Annotated in this window: 24 protein-coding genes and 1 pseudogene; 21 read left to right on the plus strand and 4 right to left on the minus strand. The window is 57.7% G+C overall.

Going from position 1 to position 20,991, the window contains the following annotated elements:
• Positions 1-116: 116 nt before the first annotated feature.
• The 13 genes from ACWNZ3_RS22880 to ACWNZ3_RS22940 all read left to right on the plus strand — a co-directional run bounded on the left by ACWNZ3_RS22880 (position 117) and on the right by ACWNZ3_RS22940 (position 13,286).
• Entirely contained in the window at positions 117-905 is a 789-nt protein-coding gene (locus ACWNZ3_RS22880) for an enoyl-CoA hydratase/isomerase family protein (protein WP_009808030.1), read from the plus strand.
• 12 nt (positions 906-917) lie between these two features.
• Positions 918-2,156, plus strand: a complete 1,239-nt coding sequence (locus tag ACWNZ3_RS22885; protein ID WP_009808031.1) for a thiolase family protein — start codon at positions 918-920, stop codon at positions 2,154-2,156.
• A 9-nt stretch (positions 2,157-2,165) separates the two neighbouring features.
• A complete protein-coding gene (locus tag ACWNZ3_RS22890; protein WP_009808032.1) occupies positions 2,166-3,302 on the plus strand; it encodes an acyl-CoA dehydrogenase family protein in 1,137 nt (378 codons plus the stop codon).
• Between the two features lie 8 nt (positions 3,303-3,310).
• Complete coding sequence (locus ACWNZ3_RS22895; protein WP_009808033.1) at positions 3,311-4,084, plus strand: SDR family NAD(P)-dependent oxidoreductase; 774 nt, start codon at positions 3,311-3,313, stop codon at positions 4,082-4,084.
• Positions 4,056-5,204, plus strand: coding sequence for a CaiB/BaiF CoA transferase family protein (locus ACWNZ3_RS22900; RefSeq protein ID WP_274576058.1), 1,149 nt, complete (start codon positions 4,056-4,058; stop codon positions 5,202-5,204). The genes ACWNZ3_RS22895 and ACWNZ3_RS22900 overlap by 29 nt, the downstream gene beginning before the upstream one ends.
• Complete coding sequence (locus ACWNZ3_RS22905) at positions 5,201-6,082, plus strand: branched-chain amino acid ABC transporter permease (RefSeq protein WP_009808035.1); 882 nt, start codon at positions 5,201-5,203, stop codon at positions 6,080-6,082. Before ACWNZ3_RS22900 ends, ACWNZ3_RS22905 begins: the two co-directional genes overlap by 4 nt.
• A 3-nt stretch (positions 6,083-6,085) precedes the next feature.
• Positions 6,086-7,165, plus strand: a complete 1,080-nt coding sequence (locus ACWNZ3_RS22910; RefSeq protein ID WP_009808036.1) for a branched-chain amino acid ABC transporter permease — start codon at positions 6,086-6,088, stop codon at positions 7,163-7,165.
• Positions 7,162-7,929: an ABC transporter ATP-binding protein gene (locus ACWNZ3_RS22915; RefSeq protein WP_009808037.1), complete on the plus strand. Its 768-nt coding sequence runs from the start codon at positions 7,162-7,164 to the stop codon at positions 7,927-7,929. Before ACWNZ3_RS22910 ends, ACWNZ3_RS22915 begins: the two co-directional genes overlap by 4 nt.
• Entirely contained in the window at positions 7,926-8,696 is a 771-nt protein-coding gene (locus ACWNZ3_RS22920; protein ID WP_009808038.1) for an ABC transporter ATP-binding protein, read from the plus strand. The genes ACWNZ3_RS22915 and ACWNZ3_RS22920 overlap by 4 nt, the downstream gene beginning before the upstream one ends.
• Positions 8,693-10,540 carry an AMP-dependent synthetase/ligase gene (locus ACWNZ3_RS22925; protein WP_009808039.1) on the plus strand — a complete coding sequence of 616 codons (1,848 nt, stop codon included), beginning with the start codon at positions 8,693-8,695 and terminating at the stop codon, positions 10,538-10,540. Before ACWNZ3_RS22920 ends, ACWNZ3_RS22925 begins: the two co-directional genes overlap by 4 nt.
• A 20-nt stretch (positions 10,541-10,560) precedes the next feature.
• Positions 10,561-11,724 carry an ABC transporter substrate-binding protein gene (locus tag ACWNZ3_RS22930; RefSeq protein ID WP_039965744.1) on the plus strand — a complete coding sequence of 388 codons (1,164 nt, stop codon included), beginning with the start codon at positions 10,561-10,563 and terminating at the stop codon, positions 11,722-11,724.
• Positions 11,725-11,785: 61 nt separating this feature from the next.
• Positions 11,786-12,406 carry a TetR/AcrR family transcriptional regulator gene (locus ACWNZ3_RS22935; protein ID WP_074647008.1) on the plus strand — a complete coding sequence of 207 codons (621 nt, stop codon included), beginning with the start codon at positions 11,786-11,788 and terminating at the stop codon, positions 12,404-12,406.
• 184 nt (positions 12,407-12,590) lie between these two features.
• On the plus strand, positions 12,591-13,286 hold the full coding sequence (locus tag ACWNZ3_RS22940; RefSeq protein WP_496902615.1) for a hypothetical protein: 696 nt from the start codon (positions 12,591-12,593) through the stop codon (positions 13,284-13,286).
• Between the two features lie 188 nt (positions 13,287-13,474).
• Here ACWNZ3_RS22940 and ACWNZ3_RS22945 read toward each other — a convergent pair whose 3' ends face one another.
• Complete coding sequence (locus tag ACWNZ3_RS22945) at positions 13,475-13,825, minus strand: ArsR/SmtB family transcription factor (protein WP_007803330.1); 351 nt, start codon at positions 13,823-13,825, stop codon at positions 13,475-13,477.
• A gap of 63 nt (positions 13,826-13,888) precedes the next feature.
• On the opposite strand from ACWNZ3_RS22945, the gene ACWNZ3_RS22950 reads away from it, so the two are divergent.
• Positions 13,889-14,740 carry a cation diffusion facilitator family transporter gene (locus ACWNZ3_RS22950; RefSeq protein ID WP_007803328.1) on the plus strand — a complete coding sequence of 284 codons (852 nt, stop codon included), beginning with the start codon at positions 13,889-13,891 and terminating at the stop codon, positions 14,738-14,740.
• 160 nt (positions 14,741-14,900) lie between these two features.
• On the opposite strand, the gene ACWNZ3_RS22955 is transcribed toward ACWNZ3_RS22950, so the two are convergent.
• From ACWNZ3_RS22955 to ACWNZ3_RS22965, 3 genes are all read right to left on the minus strand, one after another.
• A complete protein-coding gene (locus tag ACWNZ3_RS22955; RefSeq protein ID WP_496902616.1) occupies positions 14,901-15,128 on the minus strand; it encodes a hypothetical protein in 228 nt (75 codons plus the stop codon).
• Between the two features lie 169 nt (positions 15,129-15,297).
• Entirely contained in the window at positions 15,298-15,555 is a 258-nt protein-coding gene (locus ACWNZ3_RS22960; protein ID WP_496902617.1) for a helix-turn-helix domain-containing protein, read from the minus strand.
• Positions 15,556-15,679: 124 nt separating this feature from the next.
• Positions 15,680-15,931, minus strand: coding sequence for a hypothetical protein (locus ACWNZ3_RS22965; protein ID WP_008327366.1), 252 nt, complete (start codon positions 15,929-15,931; stop codon positions 15,680-15,682).
• 210 nt (positions 15,932-16,141) lie between these two features.
• Between ACWNZ3_RS22965 and ACWNZ3_RS22970 the strand changes: the two genes are divergently transcribed.
• The 7 genes and pseudogenes from ACWNZ3_RS22970 to ACWNZ3_RS23000 form a co-directional block, all read left to right on the plus strand.
• The gene (locus tag ACWNZ3_RS22970; protein ID WP_496902618.1) at positions 16,142-16,510 is read left to right on the plus strand and encodes a hypothetical protein; all 369 of its coding nucleotides are present in this window, start codon (positions 16,142-16,144) and stop codon (positions 16,508-16,510) included.
• A 43-nt stretch (positions 16,511-16,553) separates the two neighbouring features.
• Positions 16,554-17,168 carry a lytic transglycosylase domain-containing protein gene (locus tag ACWNZ3_RS22975; protein ID WP_496902619.1) on the plus strand — a complete coding sequence of 205 codons (615 nt, stop codon included), beginning with the start codon at positions 16,554-16,556 and terminating at the stop codon, positions 17,166-17,168.
• Entirely contained in the window at positions 17,165-17,458 is a 294-nt protein-coding gene (locus tag ACWNZ3_RS22980; protein ID WP_009503803.1) for a TrbC/VirB2 family protein, read from the plus strand. The genes ACWNZ3_RS22975 and ACWNZ3_RS22980 overlap by 4 nt, the downstream gene beginning before the upstream one ends.
• On the plus strand, positions 17,451-17,729 hold the full coding sequence (locus tag ACWNZ3_RS22985; RefSeq protein ID WP_496902620.1) for a VirB3 family type IV secretion system protein: 279 nt from the start codon (positions 17,451-17,453) through the stop codon (positions 17,727-17,729). Before ACWNZ3_RS22980 ends, ACWNZ3_RS22985 begins: the two co-directional genes overlap by 8 nt.
• Positions 17,719-20,094, plus strand: a complete 2,376-nt coding sequence (locus ACWNZ3_RS22990; RefSeq protein ID WP_496902621.1) for a VirB4 family type IV secretion/conjugal transfer ATPase — start codon at positions 17,719-17,721, stop codon at positions 20,092-20,094. The genes ACWNZ3_RS22985 and ACWNZ3_RS22990 overlap by 11 nt, the downstream gene beginning before the upstream one ends.
• Positions 20,091-20,258 (plus strand): hypothetical protein, encoded by a 168-nt coding sequence (locus ACWNZ3_RS22995; protein ID WP_276155393.1) that lies wholly within the window; start codon positions 20,091-20,093, stop codon positions 20,256-20,258. Before ACWNZ3_RS22990 ends, ACWNZ3_RS22995 begins: the two co-directional genes overlap by 4 nt.
• 55 nt (positions 20,259-20,313) lie before the next feature.
• A pseudogene (locus tag ACWNZ3_RS23000) lies at positions 20,314-20,991 on the plus strand (lytic transglycosylase domain-containing protein); the annotation flags it as partial.

A 20,991-nucleotide genomic window follows, 5' to 3' on the forward strand; every position in this document is an offset into this window, starting at 1 on the left:
AAATCGGACGGGAGAAACCGACAACCTACAAGCCTATGTAACCTAACGTAAATTAGTTCTTGATTTGATTATATATTTTTGATTACTTACTGGTAAGTAAATAGAAAGACGCACGCATGACTCAAGCGAATGTACTGGTCGAATACCGTGGTCCGGTTGCGTGGCTGACGTTGAACAGGGCCAACAGTCTTAATGCACTTTCTGTCGACCTCATTGGGGAACTGCGCGCCGCGATAAGAGAGATCGCTGTGGCAAAACAGGTGCGCGCAATTGTGCTGACGGCTGCGGGGCGTGCGTTTTGCGCCGGTGCCAATCTGAAGGAAGTCCTCGCTGGTCTGGATGATGCCGATACGCAAAAGGGTGATTTTCTTGACGCTATCGGCGCGACGTTTCAAGCGCTGCGTGATTTGCCGAAACCGGTGATCGGCGGGCTGAATGGCATTACCGTTGCGGGCGGGCTGGAACTCGCGATGTGTTGCGATGTGCTGATTGCGGGCGAGAGCGCCAGAATTGGCGATGCTCATTCGAATTTTGGTGTGTTCCCTGGCGCAGGCGGCGCTGCTGTCTTGCCGTGCCGGATCGGACTCGCAAACGCGAAATACCTCTTGTTTTCGGGCCAAAGTCTACCAGCGCGCGAATTGATGCGCATGGGGCTGGTGCAGGAAGTGGTTGGTGATGACGCGCTTGAAGCGCGGCTGCACGAGTTCAGCCAGTTGCTGGCGACCAAAAGCCCGCTGGTCCTGTCGCAGATGAAGCGGGTAGCCAATGCATCCATCGAAATGACGCAGGTGGAGGCGCTGAAACAGGAACTTGCCGTGCTGCGCGAACATCTGAAATCCAACGATGCGGCCGAAGGACTTGCCGCATTCGGTGAAAAACGAAAGCCGGTTTTCACCGGCACATGAGCGGAGATTGAAATGACAAAAATTTACATTGCCGGGGTCGCGATGACCAAAATGGGACGCCTCGACGGGGCAACGGTAAAGTCGCTGACCTGCGAGGCTGTCGATGGCGCGATGGCGGACGCCGGCATTGGCAAGGATGACATTCAGGCTGCCTACTACGCGAACACAACACAGCGACATCTTGAGGCGCAGTTGATGATCCCGGGCCAGATCACCCTGCGCGAGATGGGATTTGAGGGCATCCCGATGGTAAACGTCGAAAATGCATGTGCCAGCGGGTCAACCGCGTTGAACCTTGCGGCTCAATTTCTCAAAGCAGGCGAGGGTGACGTGGCTTTGGCCGTTGGGGCCGAAAAAATGTGGACAGGTGACAAAGCTAAGATGTTCAGCTTTTTCGATGGCGCGTGGGATGTGTCCACCGTTGAGGAAAATACCGAAAAACTGATGGCGCTGGGCAAAGGCATCGACGTGCCGAATGACACCACTTCGGACAAGCCGTTTTCAGTCTTTATGGCGATTTACGGAGCGTTCGGGCTGGCGCATATGCGCACGTTCGGCACGACCCAAAAACAGATTGCTGCGATTGCAGCAAAGAACCACATGCATTCGGTTGAAAATGAAAAGGCGCAATTCCGCGCGCCTTATACCGTTGACGAAATATTAAGCGCACCACCGATCACTTATCCTTTGACCCTGCCAATGTGCGCCCCGATGAGCGATGGCGGTGCCGCTGCGGTTCTGATGACCGAGGCCGGATTGAAAAAGTTCGGGATCAGCCGGGATCGTGCCATCGAAGTGCGCGCCAGCGTGATCCAGACCGGATCAAACCGCGCGCCGGAGGATTATGAGAACCACCTGACCGCGATTGCGGCACGGCGGGCATATGAAATCGCCGGTATCGGTCCCCAAGACGTATCAGTTGCCGAAGTGCATGACGCAACAGCGGTGGGTGAGTTGATCCAGATCGAAAACCTTGGGCTGTTCCCATTTGGCGAAGGGGGTGCTGCATCCGAGCGCGGTGACACCTCCATCGGCGGGCGGGTGCCGGTGAACCCGTCGGGCGGGCTGGAATGCAAAGGCCACCCGATTGGCGCGACTGGGTTGGGCCAGGTTTACGAACTGGTATCGCAACTGCGCGGTGAATGTGGACCTAGACAGGTCGAAGGTGCGCGGATCGCCATCGCGGAAAATGGCGGCGGTTTGATCGGTATCGAAGAGGCCGTGGCCTCCATCCTTATTCTCGGGCGCTAGGAGCGAAAGATGTTCAAAACCGAAGAGCAGATAATGGCTTGCGATTCCTTGCGCCGGTTTCTGGATGACCAGATCGAACCGGAATACCTGAAGGTTAAGGATGCGCCGTTCGAAAAAGAAGTCATTCAGGGTTTCATGACGCGACTTGCCGAGTTCGGTCTGACATCGGCCCCGCATCCCGAAGAAGCGGGCGGTATGGGGCTGGATTGGACCACCCACCTGATGCTGTTCGAAGAGGTTGGTGTTACGGCAATAGATATCGCGCTGCCCATTCTGATCAACGTGGTGGCAGGTGAGATTCTGCTGAAGCTCGGGTCTGATGAGATTCGCAAAAAATATATCGGTCCGTTGCTTGCCGGTGAAATTACCGCGTCGATGGGCATATCGGAACCAAATGTCGGGTCCGATGTGGCCGCTGTCAAAACCCGAGCGCGGCGGGACGGCGATGACTGGGTGATCAATGGCGAAAAGACCTGGATCACCAATGGTCGCTTTTCGGATTTCCTGATATGCACCTGCGCCACCGATGAGGGCCTGACCCATATTCTAGTGGATCGCAAAGAGCATGGCTATGAAACCCGCGACATCAAAAAAATGGGTCTGAACGCACAATCCACGGCACAGATCTTTCTTGATGACGTGCGTGTGCCGATTGCAAACACGATAGGCGAGGTCGGCCGCGGCTTGCAGCAAACGCTTGTGGTGTTTGAACGGGCGCGCGTTCACATGGCCATGTGGGGAATCTCCCTGGCACGGCGCGCGTTGGAAGAGTCGATCAGATATGCGCAGGAACGCAACCAGCACGGCAAGCAGATAGCGGGTCACCAGCTCATCGCAGACAAGATCGCCGTAATGGCCACAGAGATTGATGCTGCGCGGCTTTTGACCCTCCGTGCCGCTGGCATGATCGACCGCGGCGAACGCTGCGACAAGGAATGTGCCATGGCCAAATGGTACGGCACGGAAATCGCAGTGAACGCAACGCGCCAAGCAGTGCAGATCCACGGTGGCAATGGTGTCACCACCGATTTTATCGTCGAACGGCTGGCGCGCGAGGCCATTATCGGGCCGATCCCGGACGGGACTACAGAAATACAAAAATTGCTGATCGCACGGACGCTTACCGGCGTGCAGGCATTCAAATAGGAGCGGTCATGGAAATCGAAGGCAAGACAATCATCGTCACCGGCGGGGCATCGGGTCTTGGCGCGGCGACGGCGAAATATCTGCGAGCACGCGGTGCCAAGATTGGTATTTTCGATATGTCGCAGGGCGCTGGCGATGCGCTGGTCAAGGAACTGGGTGCTTCAAACGCAATGTTCTGCAACGTCGATGTGACCGACGATGAAGGCGTGGACGCGGCAGTTGACGCCGTGGTTTCAAAATTCGGTGCGCTGCATGGGTGCATCAACTGCGCCGGGGTCGTCAGCCCGATGAAAGTGATCGACCGTGACGGCAAGGCCGCGTCGCTCGACACATTCCGCCGCACGGTTGATATCAATCTTGTCGGCACATTCAACGTAATGAGCAAAGCTGTTCAGCGGATGTTGTTGAATGAACCCGAAAACGGCGAAGAGCGCGGTGTTGTTGTCAACGTCTCCTCTGGTGCTGCGATGGAAGGGCAAATCGGCCAGCCGGCTTATTCGTCGTCAAAGGCGGGGGTGATGGGCCTTAACCTGCCTGCCGCGCGCGAACTGGGTGCCAAGGGCATTCGCGTCAACGCGATTGCACCCGGCCTGTTCGGCACGCCGATGGTCATGTCGCTGCCCGACAACGTGATCGCAAACCTCGAAGCCTCTGTCGAAGCGCCCAAGCGTGTCGGCCGGATGGAAGAATTCGCTCATTGCTGCGCCTTTCTGATCGAGAATTCATATATGAACGGCGAAACCGTGCGGCTTGATGCTGCCACGCGCCTGCAGGCGAGATAGGGCGATGCTGCAACGCTCAGGTCCCCTCAAAGGTGTACGCATTGTTGAAATGGCAGGTCTTGGCCCTGCGCCGTTTGCTGCGATGCATCTGGCTGATCTGGGCGCTGAAGTGGTGCGCATCGCGCGGCCCGGTCAGAAATTTCCGTTGCCGATTGATGCGAAATACAATCTGTTCAACCGCTCGCGCCGCAGCCTGACACTTGACCTGACAAAGGCCAGAGATGTCGACCGGCTCTGGCAGTTGATCGAACGTGCCGAGGTGCTGATCGAAGGGTTCAGGCCGGGCAAAATGGAAAAGCTGGGATTTGGTCCGGAACAGGTGCAGGCGCGCAATCCGGCCTTGGTCTATGGCCGATTGACCGGATGGGGACAGGAAGGGCCGCTGGCACATGCAGCGGGCCACGACATGAATTATGCCGCCATAACCGGTGCGGTTTGGGGTTTGGGCGATGCGGACCGCCCGCCACCTGCACCGATGAACCTGATCGCGGATCAGGGCGGCGGCGCGATGATGCTGAACGTTGGTATCCTTGCAGCCCTGACTCATGCGCGCGCCACGGGGCAGGGGCAGGTGGTCGATACGGCCATGACGGACGGGGTTAACCTGCTGATGACCATGCAGCACGGGTTGGTCGCATGTGGCGCTTGGTCTGATAAACGGTCTGGCGATTTTATCAACGGCGGCGTTGCGTGGTATCGTTGTTACGAAACGGGCGATGGCAAATATGTGTCCGTTGGATGTCTCGAACCGCAATTTTTTGCCGAACTTCTGGCACTTCTGGGCCTCACAGACGATCCGCGCTTTGCCGATCAATACGCACCCACCGCGCAGGCCAGTATGATGGACGCGCTTACGGAGATTTTCCTGACTGCGACCCAACAGGAATGGTGCGATATTCTGGAAGGCAGCGACGCGTGTTTCGCACCTGTGGTTTCTCTGGCTGACGCATCGGATCATGCGCATAATCGCGCCCGGGGCAGCTTTGTCACAGTAGGTGGCATCGAGATGCCGACGCCCGCACCGCGATTCTCGCGAACACAACCCGACACACCGACGACCGGAGATGCGGGAGAAATCAGCCTTGATGAAATCCTTGAACACTGGGGGAACAACGCATGACTGCCTTGTCTTTTGCCGATGCGATGCAGCTTTTTGTGGTCGGCCTGTCACAAGGGTGCCTTTATAGCCTGATCGCGATTGGTCTGGTGCTTGTGTATAAGGCGACTGAGCAGGTGAATTTTGCCCAAGGCGAATTCATGATGCTGGGGGCATTTGTCGGGTATCAGTTCATCGTGCTGATGGGGATGCCCTACTGGCTGGGTGCGATGTTGACATTGGTCTTCATGGGCGCATTCGGCTACGGCGTCGAAGCGCTTGTGGTGCGGCGCCTGACGGGCCAGCCGGTGTTCACTGTCTTTATCCTGACGCTGGCATTGGGTATCGCGCTCAGGGCGGTTGCAGGGATAATTTGGGGGTTTGGCAACTATTCGTTGCCTGCTCCGGTTGATGGCAATCTTACACTGGGCCCAGTGATCATTTCTTGGGCCAGCGTGTTGTCGATTGTTGTCACCGCGGTTGTCGCCAGCGCGCTGTACCTGTTTTTCCGTTACGCTCGGCAGGGTGTCGCCATGCAGGCGTTGTCCCTGAACCAGTTAGCAGCGTTCTACATGGGTATTCCTGTGAAACGGCTGACATCCTCGATCTGGGCAATGTCCGCGATCTTTGGCGGGATTGCCGGACTGCTCCTGGGGCCAATGACGTTGGTTTCGACGCAGATGGGTTTTATCGGGTTCAAGGCATTTGCAGGGGCAATTGTCGGTGGTTTCGGCTCCATCCCCGGTGCGGTGATCGGTTGCTTGCTGATCGGTGTGACGGAACCGTTTTTCGATATCATGTTCCCGACCCTCAAAGGAATTGGTGCCTACTTGATCATGTTCCTTGTGCTGTTGATCCGTCCGCAAGGCCTGCTGGCCCAAATTTATGCAAAGAAGGTCTAAGCCATGCGCGTAATTTTTCGCAAATCCTATGTTCAGGACATCCAGCTTTTCCGCGACCGTGGACAGGCATTCTGGTATCTGCTGTTTGCCGCGATCGCACTGGCCGCGCCGCTGTTTCTGGACGGCTATTTTCTGGATGAACTCTCATTCGTATTCATCTATGCTATCGCGGGTCTCGGGCTAATGGTGCTGACCGGATTTTCCGGGCAGGTGAGTTTCGGACAGGCGGCGTTTGTCGCAATCGGTGCCTACACTCACACGATCCTGCTGACCCGTTACAGCGTGCCGTGGCTTTTGTCGCTGCCGATAGCGGCGTTGGTGGCTGGGCTGGTCGGGTTGGCCGTCGGACGGATCTGCGGAAAGATGCACGGGCTGTATCTGGCGATTGCCACGCTTTCGATTGCGATTGTGACCGAACGGCTCATCGGTGGTGCGGGCGATTTCACAGGCGGTCATCGTGGCCTTTCGGTGCCGGAAATCAATATTCTCGGGCTGGCCATCGACGAAAGCTGGAAAGTTTATCTGCTGAATTTTGTCATCTTCGTGGGTTGTATCCTGATCGTTCGCAACCTGACACGCACAAGGTCGGGTCGCGCCATGATTGCGATCCGCGACTCCGAAGTGTCGGCGCGGGCGTTGGGAACCAATGTGGCCTTCTTCAAGGCATATGCGTTCTTCATCTCGGCAGTTTTTGCGGGCCTCGCGGGCGGGCTGCTGGCGCACGCCTTCTTCTACATCACGCCGGAAACCTTCGGAATGGGGGAATCCATCCGTCTGCTGTTGATGATCGTCGTCGGCGGGATCGGAACCATCCACGGCGCGGTTTTTGGGGCGTTCTTTATCGTGCTGCTGCCAACCGTGTTGAGCTGGGTCAAGATCGTGCTGCCCAGTGCAGTCGCCACGTCCGGCGGTTTCGATAGTCTTGCATTCGGTCTGATCCTGCTGGGGTTCATCCTGTTCGAACCTGACGGACTTTATGGACGCTGGACCAAGATCCATCACTATTTCAACGTGTTCCCGATGTACAAGAAGCGCAGTTTCCAGCGTCAGAAGACATTCCTCAAAACGGAGCGTTTAAGATGAACGGGTTGGAGATAGATAACGTATCGCTTTCCTTTGGTGGTTTGAAAGCGGTGGATGGCTTGAGCTTTTCAGTTGAACCGGGGTCGGTGTTCACCATCATTGGCCCCAATGGCGCGGGCAAAAGCACGGTGTTCAACCTCATCTGCCGGATTTACGATCCGTCGCAAGGCGACATCCGGTTCAACGGCAAAAGCCTGCGAAAAGCGAAATCCCATGAGGTAATCAACCACGGCATTGCGCGGACGTTCCAGAATATCGAACTGTTCGAACATGCGTCATTGCTTGATAACTTGCTGATCGGGCGCATCCGTCACGGCAAATTCGGGCCTCTGAGTGAGCTGTTTTTTACCCGTTCGCAGATGCGTCAGGAACTGGCCCACCGCCGCAAAGCCGAAGAAATAATCGAGTTTCTTGATCTCGAAGGCTACCGTCATGCACGGGTTGCGGATTTGCCGTATGGCGTGCGCAAAAAGACCGAAATGGCCCGCGCGTTGGTGTCGGAGCCAAAGATCCTGTTGCTGGACGAACCGTCAAGCGGACTGACCAGCGAGGAAACCGACGATACTGCTTTTGTGATTGAAGATATCCGCGAGGTCCTGGGTGTCACCGTTGTTATGATCGAACACGACATGAAACTGGTGAACAAAGTTTCGGACATGGTGCTGGCCATCAACGAAGGCCGGTTTCTTGCAAGCGGCAGCGCATCCGAAGTTCAAAGCGATCCCGATGTTCAGGCGGCATATCTGGGAGGGCAGGCAGCATGACCGAGGTACTGCGCGCCAGCAACGTCGAAACGATGTATGGCAGGGTGATGGCCATTCGCGGCATCAGCCTGACGGTCAAGGAAGGGTCGGTCGTTACGGTCATGGGCTCCAATGGGGCGGGCAAAACGACGATTTTGAAAACCATCTCCGGCGCGCTTGATCCGTTCAAGGGGCAGGTGGAATTTGAAGGGCGCGATATCACCGCGCTTGACCCAGATGTCATCGCGCGCGTCGGCATCGCCCATTCACCCGAAGGGCGCGAAGTGTTTTCCCTCTTGTCGGTCAAGGACAACCTGATGATGGGTGCCTATTGCCGCAAGGATCGCGATGAAGTGGCGCGTGACTTGGAAAAGGTGCTGGGCTGGTTTCCCGTGCTGCGCACCTTTCTGGAAAAGCAGGCGATCTATCTATCTGGCGGGCAACAACAGATGTTGGCTTTGGGTCGCGCGTTTATGCAGCGTCCGCGCGTGATGTTGCTGGACGAGCCGTCGCTGGGCCTGTCACCGCTCCTGATTTCCGAGATTTTCCAGATCATCAAACGGATCAACGTCGAAGAAGGCGTGACCATGTTGCTGGTTGAACAGAACGCCAGTGTTGCGCTGCCGGCCGCCGATTTCGGGTACGTCCTTGAAACCGGCCGGATCGTTATGGAAGGTGAACGCGACGTTCTCATGAAAAGTGCTGACATTCGCGAATTCTACCTTGGCATCAAAGCAGAAAGTGCGCGCGGCGACCGCCGCTGGAAAGCAAGAAAGACGTGGCGATGAACACAATGCAAGACCAATCCACCGCAGGATGGACGCCGCCGCCGGTCCAGATTGACGGCTGTGACACGTTCTCCAAACTGTTCCGGCAGAACTGCAAGAAGTTCGGCAACAAAATCGCAATCCGCGAAAAGGATTTCGGCATCTGGAAAGAATTCAGCTGGCTGGACTATTACGCATCCGCGCGCAGGGTCGGGTGTTCACTTATGGCGTTGGGCTACCGTGAAGGTGACGTGGCCGCGATCATTAGTGAAGACAACAAGGAGTGGGTGTTTGCCGACCTTGGCATCCAGTGCATCGGGGCCACGACTCACGGGCTATATCCTACTTTGCAGGAAAAGCAAGTTGCCTATCAGTTGAACGATAGCGGAGCGAAGGTGCTATTCGTTGAGGATGAAGAGCAGCTAGATAAGTATCTGGGTGTGGAGGACCAGCTTGATCATCTCGAAAAAGTTATCGTATTTGATATGGAAGGGTTGCGCAGTTTCCAGCATGACAAAGTCATAGGCTGGGAAGAATTTCTCGCACTGTCGGACGCTAAAATCGAAGAACTGAGCGTTGAATTTGAGCGCCGCGTTGATGCGGGCGATCCCGAAGATATCGCAACGCTGATCTATACGTCCGGCACAACCGGTGCTCCCAAAGGTGCCGCGATGTCGCACCGCTTCTTTCTAGCGCAATCGGATAATTACCCCGAATTGCCGCTCGGACCGGGCGATGAAGTTTTGACGTTCCTGCCGCTGTGTCACGCGGCCGAACGGATCCTGTCTGTCTGCGTGCCGATCCGTCACGGCATAACCATCAACATCGCGGAAAGCGGCGATACATTTGCCGCTGACATTCAGGAAGTCGCGCCAACATTCATCTTTGCGGTGCCGCGCGTGTGGGAAAAATTCTATTCCCGTATCAATTTTGTGATGAATGATGCCACCGCATTTGGCCGGTTTGCCTATGACCAAGCCCTGAAAACGGCTGGACGCAGGGAGGCATTGATTGCTGCGGGAAAATCTGTGCCGACGATGCTTAGGCTTAGGCATAAGGTGCTGGACTTTCTGGTGCTTCGAAATATCAGGGTCGAACTGGGACTGGCGCGCGCGCATACGATCGTATCGGGTGCGGCACCGATTTCAGCCCGACTGCTCAGCTGGTTCAATGCCCTTGGGGTGACAGTACAAGAGGCATATGGCCAGACCGAAACCGGCATTGTGACTGCAACCATACCGGGCAGATCACCGATCGGTTCCATCGGCCGGGCAATGCGCAATGTCGAAGCGAAACTGGCCGATGACGGTGAAATCCTCATTCGCTCATCCAGCAATTTTTCGGGTTATCTGAACCAGCCTGAAAAGACGGCGGAAACCGTGGTCGATGGCTGGGTCTATACGGGTGATGTTGGGACGATGGATGCCAATGGTGACCTAACTATTCTGGACCGCAAGAAGGACATCATCATCACCGCAGGCGGCAAGAACATTACGCCTTCGCAGTTGGAAAACGAGCTCAAATTCTCGCCCTATATTTCTGATGCGGTGATCATCGGGGACAAGCGCAAATACCTGAGCGTGCTGATCATGATCGACCACGAAAACGTTGAAAAATACGCGCAGGAAAAGCGTATCCCGTTTTCCAACTACAAATCCCTGTGCGCAAACACCCAAATCCAGGACTTGATCGAAGGCGAGGTGGAACAGGCGAACAGCGGTTTCGCGCCGGTCGAGCAGGTAAAGAAATTCCGGCTGATCGACGTACTTTTGACAGCCGAAGACGACGAGCTGACTCCGACGATGAAGCTTAAGCGCAACGAGATCGAGCGCAAATACAAAGACCTGATCGAAACGATGTATTGAAACACCAAAGGGAGAGACCAATGAAGAAACTAGCAACAGCACTTGCGTTTACCGCAATGACAGCCACCGGCGCGATGGCCGAGGGGCTGCAGGGCGTGACCGACGACATGATCACGCTTGGCACCTATACGGACCTAAGCGGGCCGTTGGCAGTCTGGGGTGTGCCCGAGGCGAATGGCCTGCGCATGCGCGTGGACGAGATCAATGCGGCGGGCGGCATTCACGGTCGCCAGCTTGAGATTATAATCGAGGACACGCAATATCAGGTGCCCCGCGCGATTCAGGTTGCAAACAAACTGATGCGCCGCGACCAGATTTTTGCGATGGTTGGCGCGCTTGGCACACCGATGAACCTAGCGATCATGCCGCAACAAATTGAAGCGGGAATTCCCAACATGTTCCCGATGTCGGCCGAGGTCGAGATGTATGAACCATTGGATCCGATGAAATACGCATTTTTTCGCAGCTATACAGACCAGTTTCGCGCGGGCGTTGCATACTTCAAGGAAAATGGTGATTTCTCAACACCCTGCATTGCGCAACTCGCAAATGAAGCTGGTGAATCAATGGCGCTTGGCGTCACGCAGCAATTGGCAGAGTATGACATGAAAGTCGCGGCCAAAACGGAGCATTCGGCAACCGAATCCGATATGCTCTCGTCTGTAACCACATTGAAAAACGCCGGTTGCGATATCGTGTTTCTGGCGGGTGGGGTGCGCGATACAATTCTAGTTGTTGCAACATCTAAAAAGCTTGGTTTTGAACCGACTTTCGTGACTGGAATGGTGTCCTATATGGATGCAGTTGCGACTGCCGCTGATGGCGCGATGGATGGTCTATATCTGGTATCGCCTTTTGTTTTTGCGAACGCAGGAGACTCCGAAGGGGAAGCAAAACGTATCCTGGAGAGTTACAGCGAAATTTACGGTGAAAAGATGGCCCCACAAGCGCAGCTTGGTTACGTTTTCATCGACCTGATTGCCGTGGCGCTCGAAGCTGCTGGTCGCGATCTGACGACCGAAGGATTTCTGGCCGCAACCGAAGCGATCACTAGCTATGTTGATCCGATCGGCGGCCAGTCGGTCAGCTTTGGCCCGGAAGACCATCAGGGCATCGAAAGTCTGATTATGGCAAAAGTCGAAGACGGTAAATGGACTATTGCGGCCCGCGGGCTCGACTACTAATCTGTCAGTGATAAATGCGGGCGGTGCTTCGGTTCCGCCCGTTGGTTTTGAAAGAGTAGCTTTGACTAGAATCCATTGGCACAAAAAAACCAAAGATGCCAAAGGCCAGCAAAAGCTGAAACGGCGGGCCATGCTCAATCTGGCCGCGCATTCGTTTTCAACAGTCGGATACAAACAGACATCGATGGATGACATCGCAGCGGCACTCGCAGTCACCAAGCCCGCGCTTTATTATTACGCCAAAAACAAAGAAGATATCCTGATGCAATGCGCCCGCATCTCGCTGGAGCGGGTCGAGCTATGCTTCACATCGGCAAAGGAAGTTCAGGGTAACGGGCTTGATCGTATCCGCGTATTCTTTAGAGTCTATGCGAACATGGTTGTGAGCGAATTCGGCTCTGCCTTGATGCGCGAAGCGCGGCGCAATCTGACCGGAGAAAATCAGAAGAATTTGCGTCAGACAATGATAGACGGTCAGAATTTTCTTGAAAGTATTATCGCAGAAGGGATCAAAGACGGTTCTATCCGCGATTGCGACTCAAAGCGCCTCGCACATGTGCTTTTTTCGGCCTTCAACCAGATGCCGATCTGGTATAATCCGAAAGGGCCGCTTAACCCAGAGAGTATTGCAGATGAAATGCTGGAACTAATCATCCATGGCGTGGGTGCGAAGAATACTTGATTCTAAATTTGTTGCCTATTCAAACAGCGCCGATTTTATTAAAGATTTAACATAAGATGGACTCTCGGATTTTTGAAGGAGCACTTTCATAATTAACATAAACTTCATTATGCGTTTTATATTTTGCGTTGCGATAGTATATTATCGTATGTATGCTGAACTCCTCTCACGGAGGTCCCCCAGTATGCGCCATTTACTCAAGAAGCTCCTCCCCTCGGTCGCAGTCGCTTTGGCCGTGACAAGCTTTTCGCTGCCGGCACCCGCCCGCGCGCAGACCTACCCGATCGATTGCGCGATCCTCTTGTGTCTGTCTGGCGGCTGGCCCGCTTCCGTCCCTTGCGCCCGAGCCCGCGCCGAGTTCATCCGGCGGATTACGCCTTGGCCAGTGGAACCGCCGCTGCAAATCTGGCGCTGTCCCATGGGCGCGTCCTATGAGAGCGATCGGCAATCAAACAACGCTGACCGCATAATTGAAGCCTTGTACCGGACCGACAGCCGTCGACCGCTCCAATCCTTGCCAGTAGATAATCTCGTTCCCACAGACTTCACCCTGCGGCTTGTTCAGGACCGCGCGGACATCGATATCAGCGGGCCAGAGTTCAATTTCGTGCGGTCCATCCGCGTCTTCGATGTACGGTATGCACGACAGCACGAGTCCGGGCGCGATGGGGATTGTAACCGAAGCGCGACCGTGGTCCTCGGCACCTACGGGACCCAAGGCGATTTCTCATGGCAGCGATCTTCCATAACTGCCCTGCCCGAGGCCCATGTGGGACTTGAACGTTGGGGCCAGAATTGCCCGGGTATCTATCACCGATCTGTCTTCGTCGATTGGCGTGACTATGAGGGCAACTATGGCTTCGAACAGGTGAACTACTAGCGCTGACAAAGACAGCTTTGCCATCATGCTGCGAGAAATTGAGCGCGCTGAGTTGCTCAAGCACCGGCCCTTCGCTGCTTTCGGTGCGTATGTCCGGAGAGCGGGACAAAGGGTGCATTCGCTGCGGATGCGCAGATGGCTGCTTCAGGTTTGGCGCACCGATAGGACATTGCAGCAGGTCGCGCCGGTTAGTCCGTATAGCTTTGGCAGGCATCAACTCCGTTGGCTGTCGAGGCAAGTAGCTGATCTGCATCACGGATGAGATCGGCGACCCGCCTGTCCGCCAGACGATACCGAACGAAGCGGCCTTTGCTGCGGCGACTGACCAGCCCGCATTCCAGCAGACAGCGCAGATGGTTCGAGACGTTGGGCTGACCCAAACCCGTATGCCCGACGATTTCCTGCACGTTGCGTTCGTCCGACACCAGCGCATCGAGGATCGTCAGACGGCTGGGATCGCTTAGGCCCCGGAAGAGCTTTGCCCGCAGTTCCAGTGTATCGGGTGCCGAAAGATCGTCTTGAATGTTTTGCGCTGTCATATCATTATCCACTGATACGTTAGCAGCGTACCTTTTCGCCCGCCACCACAAAAAGGATCGCACATGAGCCAGCCCGATAACAGCAAGTTGGCGACAGCCTCCTCCCCGATCCGAATGCGGGTGCAAGGCATGGACTGCGCGAAAGATGCCGCCGAGATCGAGCGCGCGGCCCGGTCTGCGGGCGTGGCCGAAGGCGACGTGAAAGTGTCCGCCGCCACCCACATCATGACATTGCGGATCGCGGACGGCGATCTGCCGAAAGTGCGGCCCGCGCTCGACGCGACCGGCTACGGTTTCGAGAAGATCGAGGACGGCGATACATCGTCCGATCCGGCCTACAAGGACCCGAGCTATCGCCGCGCGCTCTGGATCGTGGTCGCGCTCAATCTCGGATACGGCGTGGTCGAAATGTTCGGCGGGTTCTTGTCCGGTTCGCAGGCGCTGAAGGCAGACGCGCTCGATTTTCTGGGCGATGGTGCGATCACGTTTCTGGGCCTGCTCGCCATCGGCTGGAGCCTGACATGGCGGGCGCGGTCGGCGATGATCCAAGGCGTGTTTCTGGGCCTTCTGGGCCTTGGCGTTGTCGGCAGCACGCTCTGGCGTGTCCTCAACCAGACCACGCCAGAAGCCGGGTTGATGGGAGCCTTCGCGGTAGGTGCGCTGATCGTAAACATCCTCGCGGTGCTGCCGCTGCTAAAGCACCGCAAGGGTGATGCCAATATGCGAGCCGTCTGGCTGTTCTCTCGCAACGACGCCATCGGCAACCTCGCCGTGGTCATCGCCGCCGGGCTGGTCGCGTGGCTTGGCAGTGCATGGCCCGACCTGATCGTCGCGTTCGCGATCGCGGGGCTTTTCCTGCATTCGTCGTGGATGATCATCCGCGATGCCCGGAGTGACTTGGTGGAAGCTGACTAACTCCATCATGGTGCGACGCGCCGAACGAAAGCCGACATTCGCGCGCCCCGCAGCATCGGTGAGTCTGGGCTCCTTCGAGACCTTCGCCGCCATCTACTCCAATGGCCGGTACGCTCGCAGACCCTTTCCATCAATATGAACTGACGGCTGCCTAAGAAGCTTATCCACTATCACTTTTTCCGATCCGCATGAGTGCGTCTAAGTCGATTTCCTGCTTCTGTTCGTCATTTATATCCGGCCGGGTTTCCGATACCGGCTGGGGCCCTTGGACGTCCCACATCACCGCCAACGCGCCCGTATTCCAGCGATACACCCAACCGACAACACTACGCTCGTCCGTCCCGATCAGATTCGCAATCGCGACGCCTTCGACCTCATCTTCGTTCACTGTTTACTGACTTCCTGCACTGTGGCGCTGCGAATTGCGGCGTGGGGTTGCAGAGCGTTCGCTACGACCGCGCGCCGGACTTCGTTGATTTTGGCTACCTGGTCCTCGATGAGGGAATATTCATCAGACCGGGAAAATGGGTTCCCGCGTTCTCAACAATTCATTTGGTTCAAATCCTGTGGTCGGGCTCCGTGGCGGCTTCGACAATCGACAGAACCTCGAACGGGTCAAAGCCGATGGCGCGCGCCAAGACGACCAGCTCGACAACGTCGACCCGGCGCTGGCCGCTCTCAAGGCGGGCAATAAGGGACTGGTGGCATCTGAGCCTGTCTGCCAGGTCTTTCTGACCAAGGCCCGCTTTGACACGGGCGTCGACCAACGCCTGACAGAGTGCCACTTGTCCCTTGCTTCTGATTGTCTTTGCCACGCGTCACATACCTTTTGTGACGTCGCTAGCGGATGAAATCTGTTATCTAAAAAGTAGATATATGAGGGTGTTATCGGCGTCTGGTTTCCATGGGCTGCAAGTCTGATGCTCCCGAGGTTGCCCATCAATCCCCTACCAATTGCAGGAACCGGCCATATTCCTCGCTGACTTCGCGCGCTTCCTCGAAGGCGCGGGCCCGTTCACCGTCGAGGCAACGGAAGTAGCTCTGGATATCCTGAATGTAATCTTCGAAGTCGCCGCGGATGATATCCGCATAGTCCCGCGCGGCCTGCGAATCGCTTGGCAGGAAAGGACGGGACGGCGCAAAGCAGGATTCCGCCAAAACCGGCCCAGGAACGCAGATCAGAAGGGCCATAGCTTGCAATGGGAGCAGGCATGTCAACCTTGGGTTTCTCAAACCTGTTATCTCCTTGATCGCGGACACTGGCCGTGACTAGTGTTTGCGTAACCAAACTACAGCTAAAGCACGATATTACATCTTGCGGTTGATAATATACTATCGTAACTCTGGGCTTCAAGTAGGAATGCCTGGGGTCGCGCCATTGGAGAAAGCGTGAGCCGGGCCATGAACTGGGACATCGAAGCACCAAATGTGGTTACGGAAGCCAGGTTCCGCGAGCTCGTGGAAAGCGGCTATAGCGCAGAAATCCTGTGCCAAGAGTCGGCACACAAGAAGGGCCCGAGCTATTACGGGGTCTGGATCATGCGCGTTGTCTCTGATGATGGGGTGGAAAAGCTCCTCGTCACCGCCCGCACGCGGACGACCTACAACGATATCAAGATCCGCGAGTTCAAGACGATCTCTGGCGTGGTGTCTTTCTTCATTGGCCTTGGTTTTGCGCATGTCGACCTTCCGCTTGAGTCGGGGACAAGCCGTACGCACAAACTTGCGCCGCCAGACAAAGCCCCATCAGACAAGGACGCTGGCAGCTAACCTCGTCTGTCTCTGGCTGGTTGCCGCGCCAGCCTCAGCTCAAATGGTCCTGGTCATGGAGAGCGACGACTCTCTGACCCCATCCCGGTCTCAGAACAGTTTTGCCCGGAACTACAATGACGGCATTGGTCAGGGTTCGGCCTCCGATGGGATCGCGATCTTCGGCGAGGTAGAGGCCGAGCAAGAGGGCGTCCAAGTCGCGGCCCTTGCCCGCCCGACTCCCCTGCCCCGCGCCGATGTCCTCTCCGGGATTCAGACCACGGCCTTGCGCTATGCCGGCCATCCCGGCCTGCGTCGCGCGGGGCTTTCCGTGACGGATTGGCTGGCTCTCTATCGGGCCAATATCGAGGTTGAGAGCGCCTACTGGCAGGATGCGATTTCAAGTGTAGGTGCTATTGGCCTTGGTCAATTGATGCCTGCGACGGCGCGTGATCTGGGCGTCGACCCGCGTGATCCGCTGCAGAACCTTGACGGCTCCGCCCGCTACCTCGCGATGATGCTGGAGACGTTCGGCGATCCGCACCTGGCGCTGGCTGCCTACAACGCCGGACCCGATGCGGTCCGCCAGTATGGCGGCGTCCCCCCCTACCGAGAAACCCAGAACCACGTGGCCCGCGTCATGGCCGTCGTGGCCCGATTGGAAGGATCAAATTCATGAAACAGATTTCAAACCTCTTTGTCGCCTCGCTGGCGCTATTCCTGCTGATTGCCGAACCCGCCCTCGCCCAGAGCATTGATCTCTCCCCGATCCAGAGCCTGTTACAGGGCATCGTCGATGCGCTGACCGGCCCACTTGGCGTTGTCATCGCGACGCTTGCCGTTCTCGGGGTCTTTCTCAGCTGGTTCTTCAACATCATCGATCTGCGCCAGGCGCTCTGGGTCCTCGTGGGCATCGCTGGTGTTGCCGCCGCCCCCACCATCGTTGCCGCGGTCTTTGCCGGTGGCTGAGCGCGCGCCTCTCTTTCTCGGCCTCGTGCGCCCGCCGAAGCTTCTGGGCCTGCCCATCATGTACGCGATGGTCTGGCTCTTTGGCTCGGTGCTCCTGTTCGTCTGGGTCCAGAATATCGCGGTGCTGGGTGTCGCGGCCCTGCTCTACCCGGTGCTTTGGAAGGCCGCCGATTGGGACCCGCGTTTCATCGACGTGATGATGACGGCCCTGCAGGAGACACCGCCCACGCGCAACAGGTCCATCCATTGCGGGGACAGCTATGCCCCGTGATGACGCCCGTGATGCTGCGCTCGATGCCCGCACAATGACGCCAGACTGGTATGCGCGCGAGACCCGCCTCGCGCATATGCTGCCCTATGTGAGCCTCGTCGACGACCAGACCGTGCGGACCCGGGTGAACGAACTCTTCCGCTGCATCCGGCTCGAGGGGATCAACAGCTACACGACCGACGATGCCTATCTCGACAAGTTGACGGCGCTCTTTGCCCGCATCGTCGCGCAGCTCGGGCCGGAATTCAGCTATTACGTCCACAAGGTCTCCAAGGCCATCAAACCTGATCTCGACCCGATCCGTGAGGATAGCTTCGCAGGCGAGGTTGACCGGCGCTGGCGCGCGAAACTCGAGACCAGCGGGCTCCGCGACAAGACGCTGACGCTCACCGTCATTCACCGCCCGCCTCCGAAAAGCCTCCTGCCGTTCCTGAGCCGCAGCGCGCCGGACCGACTGAAGGAGGAGACCCGCAAACGCCTGCAGCGCCTGGGCGAGGCCGTGAACGTCTTCCTGTCCGGCCTCGCAGAGCTCAAACCGCGCCTGCTGTCGGCTGCATCGGGGGAATTGGTGGGGTTTCTGGGCGCACTGAACACGGGGCAAGAGCTGCCGCTCTACCCGGCCAACACCTACGGCTTTTTGTCCGTCAACGTCGCCAATACCCGCGTGACGTTTCACGGCGACCATTTCGAGCTCTCGGAAGGCGTCGTGGGCCACCGCTACGGCAAGAGCTTCACCATCGGAGAATACTCGGAAGGCACCTCCTGCACCATGTTCGACATGCTGAACCTGCCGGTCGACATGATCGTGACGCACTCCTTCACGCCGATCAATTCGAACCTCATGGCGGGCCGCATCAAGCGGCAAAAGCGCCAGATGCAGGCCAGCCAGGATGCGGCCCTCTCCCTCCTGGAAGCCCTCGACATCGCCGCCGATGATCTCGAGGCCAAGCGCCAAAGCTTCGGCGAGCATCACATGGTCGTGACGCTCTTTTGCGACACGCTCGAAGAGCTGCAGACCCTCAGCGCGGAGATCGTGAACGCCGCCGCAACCGAAGGCGTGAAGATGATCGGCGAGCGGGTCGCCGCAAAGGCCCATTACCTCAGCCAGCATCCCGGCAACCAGCCCAAGCGCGTCCGCGCCAGCGCCGTCACCAACCGCAACTTCGCGGATTTTGCGGCCTTCCACCGGACACAGCTCGGCAAACCTGCAGCACTTACCCCCTGGGGCCGGGTCGTCACTTATTTGCCCACGCCGGAGCAGAGCGCCTACCGGTTTTCCTATCACGAGCAAGGCAGCCCGGACAAAGAACCGACCAGCGGGCATACCCTGATCATGGGTCGGCCCGGGTCGGGCAAATCGGTGCTGTCCGCCTTTCTGATGACGCAAGCCCGTCGCGCAGCCGCGCGGATCTTCGTCTTCGATTACCGTCTTGGTATGGAGATGGCGGTCCGCGCCAATGGCGGGCGCTACGCGTCCCTGAACGCCGGTCAGCCCACGGGCCTCAACCCGCTCTGGACCGAGACCGATGCGCGCGGCACCGCCTGGCTCTCGGACTGGCTTGCCACCCTGCTCTACCGCGCCGACAAGCCGCTCACTCCTGCCCAGACCAATCGCATCCAGGAAGTCGTGCGCCAGAACGCGCAGGCCACAAACCCGGCCCTGCGGAACTGGCGGGATTTCGCATCGCTTTTTGTGTCCACCGATGATGGCGGCGATCTGCACCAGCGCCTGCTCGAGTGGTCTGAGGACGGCCGCTATGGCTGGATCTTCGGGCAGAGCCTCGAGGACACGTTCTCGCTCAAAGGCGATGTGGTGGGCTTCGATCTGACCGGCATTCTCGACAGCGAGGCCGACAAGGAGCGGATGGCGGTCCTGTCCTATCTCTTCCGCCGAGTCGAGCGCGAGATCGAGGATCGCCGCCCCACCATCATCGTGATCGACGAGGCCTGGAAGGCGCTCGACAACGCCTATTTCGCCGAGCGGCTGTCGAACTGGCTGGTGACCGCGCGCAAGCAGAACACCGTCGCGGTGATGATGACGCAATATGCCAGCCAACTTGAGCGCACCCGGACCGGCAAAACCATCATCGAGGCGGTGCCGACGCAGATCCTGCTGCCCAATATCCGCGCGCAGCCCGCGGATTACGCCATGCTGAACCTCACGGAGAAGGAGCTCGACGTCCTTCTCAACACGGGCAGCAACAGCCGTTTGGCGCTGATCCGCGACGATCAGGGCTCGATCGTCGTCGATGCCGATCTGAGCGCGCTTGGACCCAATCTCACCATCCTTGGCGGCATGGAAAAGGGCGAAGCGCTTGTCGGCGCCGATTACCGCGACCGCCCGGACTTCTGGAGGCTTTCATGATCCGTACCCTGTTTCTTATCACCGCGCTCGGCGCTTTGGCCTCCTGCACCCAGTACCGGGAGCCGCAGGCGAACTGCTTCACATTCCTCGCGTCAACGGCACCCGTCGCGCCTGATTGCCACTTCACGCCCCTTGGCACCCCGGAGGGCGACATTGAAGTCTAGCCTGCCTCATATCCTGGCACTTTGCCTGCTGCCCGGTCTCGGCGTCGCGCAAGGCGTGCCGACCAATGACAGTGGGCTGACCGCGCGTGACATCGTCGAGACCGGCGATCGCGAGGCTGACTTGGCCGTTCAGTCGGACAAGCTTGCCGTGCGCGAACTCATTGCCGAGATCGAACGGGAGCAGCTGGAAACCCTGCAACGCATCCTTGATGCCCAGACCAGCTTCGGCGGTCAGGGCTTGCCAGCTATGGTCTCGGGGCTGGAAAGCGGCAGCGGGGATCCGGCCCGGTCAGTCGAGGCGGTCTATGGCACGGGCGAGATCGATCCCAATCCCGGCGGTGAACAGATGTTTGGGGATGCGTCTGAGACCATCGAGCAGCTCATCATCCGCGTGGCTCAGGAGACCAGTGGCTTTGCGGGTGTTGGCCGCGCGGGTCTTTCCCCCGTCCAATGGCGCGCGCTTCTACAGGCCCTCATCTGGCAGGAAAGCCGGTTTACGATTGGGGCACGGTCTCCCGTCGGCGCCTATGGTCTCACCCAGATCATGCCGGGCACCGCCAGCGATCTGGGCATTAACCCGGAATACTATGACAGCCCTTACCTGCAGGTGCATGGCGGCGCGCGCTATCTCGCGACCCAGCTCAACACATTCGATGGCAACATCATCAACGGCCTCGCGGCCTATAACGCCGGACCCGGCCGGGTCTTCGAGTATGGCGGCGTTCCGCCCTTT

The organism is Sulfitobacter sp. IGS-18 (assembly GCF_059628195.1).

What these genes read in the sequence shown, in the direction of transcription:
- ACWNZ3_RS22995 (WP_276155393.1), top strand. Translation starts at nt 20,091, where the DNA reads ATGATCCGTACCCTGTTTCTTATCACCGCGCTCGGCGCTTTGGCCTCC.
- ACWNZ3_RS22900 (WP_274576058.1), top strand. Translation starts at nt 4,056, where the DNA reads ATGCTGCCACGCGCCTGCAGGCGAGATAGGGCGATGCTGCAACGCTCA.
- ACWNZ3_RS22990 (WP_496902621.1), top strand. Translation starts at nt 17,719, where the DNA reads ATGCCCCGTGATGACGCCCGTGATGCTGCGCTCGATGCCCGCACAATG.
- ACWNZ3_RS22930 (WP_039965744.1), top strand. Translation starts at nt 10,561, where the DNA reads ATGAAGAAACTAGCAACAGCACTTGCGTTTACCGCAATGACAGCCACC.
- ACWNZ3_RS22965 (WP_008327366.1), bottom strand. Translation starts at nt 15,931, where the DNA reads ATGGCCCTTCTGATCTGCGTTCCTGGGCCGGTTTTGGCGGAATCCTGC.
- ACWNZ3_RS22925 (WP_009808039.1), top strand. Translation starts at nt 8,693, where the DNA reads ATGAACACAATGCAAGACCAATCCACCGCAGGATGGACGCCGCCGCCG.
- ACWNZ3_RS22980 (WP_009503803.1), top strand. Translation starts at nt 17,165, where the DNA reads ATGAAACAGATTTCAAACCTCTTTGTCGCCTCGCTGGCGCTATTCCTG.
- ACWNZ3_RS22945 (WP_007803330.1), bottom strand. Translation starts at nt 13,825, where the DNA reads ATGACAGCGCAAAACATTCAAGACGATCTTTCGGCACCCGATACACTG.
- ACWNZ3_RS22905 (WP_009808035.1), top strand. Translation starts at nt 5,201, where the DNA reads ATGACTGCCTTGTCTTTTGCCGATGCGATGCAGCTTTTTGTGGTCGGC.
- ACWNZ3_RS22915 (WP_009808037.1), top strand. Translation starts at nt 7,162, where the DNA reads ATGAACGGGTTGGAGATAGATAACGTATCGCTTTCCTTTGGTGGTTTG.
- ACWNZ3_RS22950 (WP_007803328.1), top strand. Translation starts at nt 13,889, where the DNA reads ATGAGCCAGCCCGATAACAGCAAGTTGGCGACAGCCTCCTCCCCGATC.
- ACWNZ3_RS22940 (WP_496902615.1), top strand. Translation starts at nt 12,591, where the DNA reads ATGCGCCATTTACTCAAGAAGCTCCTCCCCTCGGTCGCAGTCGCTTTG.
- ACWNZ3_RS22890 (WP_009808032.1), top strand. Translation starts at nt 2,166, where the DNA reads ATGTTCAAAACCGAAGAGCAGATAATGGCTTGCGATTCCTTGCGCCGG.
- ACWNZ3_RS22910 (WP_009808036.1), top strand. Translation starts at nt 6,086, where the DNA reads ATGCGCGTAATTTTTCGCAAATCCTATGTTCAGGACATCCAGCTTTTC.
- ACWNZ3_RS22970 (WP_496902618.1), top strand. Translation starts at nt 16,142, where the DNA reads ATGAACTGGGACATCGAAGCACCAAATGTGGTTACGGAAGCCAGGTTC.
- ACWNZ3_RS22880 (WP_009808030.1), top strand. Translation starts at nt 117, where the DNA reads ATGACTCAAGCGAATGTACTGGTCGAATACCGTGGTCCGGTTGCGTGG.
- ACWNZ3_RS22975 (WP_496902619.1), top strand. Translation starts at nt 16,554, where the DNA reads ATGGTCCTGGTCATGGAGAGCGACGACTCTCTGACCCCATCCCGGTCT.
- ACWNZ3_RS22895 (WP_009808033.1), top strand. Translation starts at nt 3,311, where the DNA reads ATGGAAATCGAAGGCAAGACAATCATCGTCACCGGCGGGGCATCGGGT.
- ACWNZ3_RS22885 (WP_009808031.1), top strand. Translation starts at nt 918, where the DNA reads ATGACAAAAATTTACATTGCCGGGGTCGCGATGACCAAAATGGGACGC.
- ACWNZ3_RS22920 (WP_009808038.1), top strand. Translation starts at nt 7,926, where the DNA reads ATGACCGAGGTACTGCGCGCCAGCAACGTCGAAACGATGTATGGCAGG.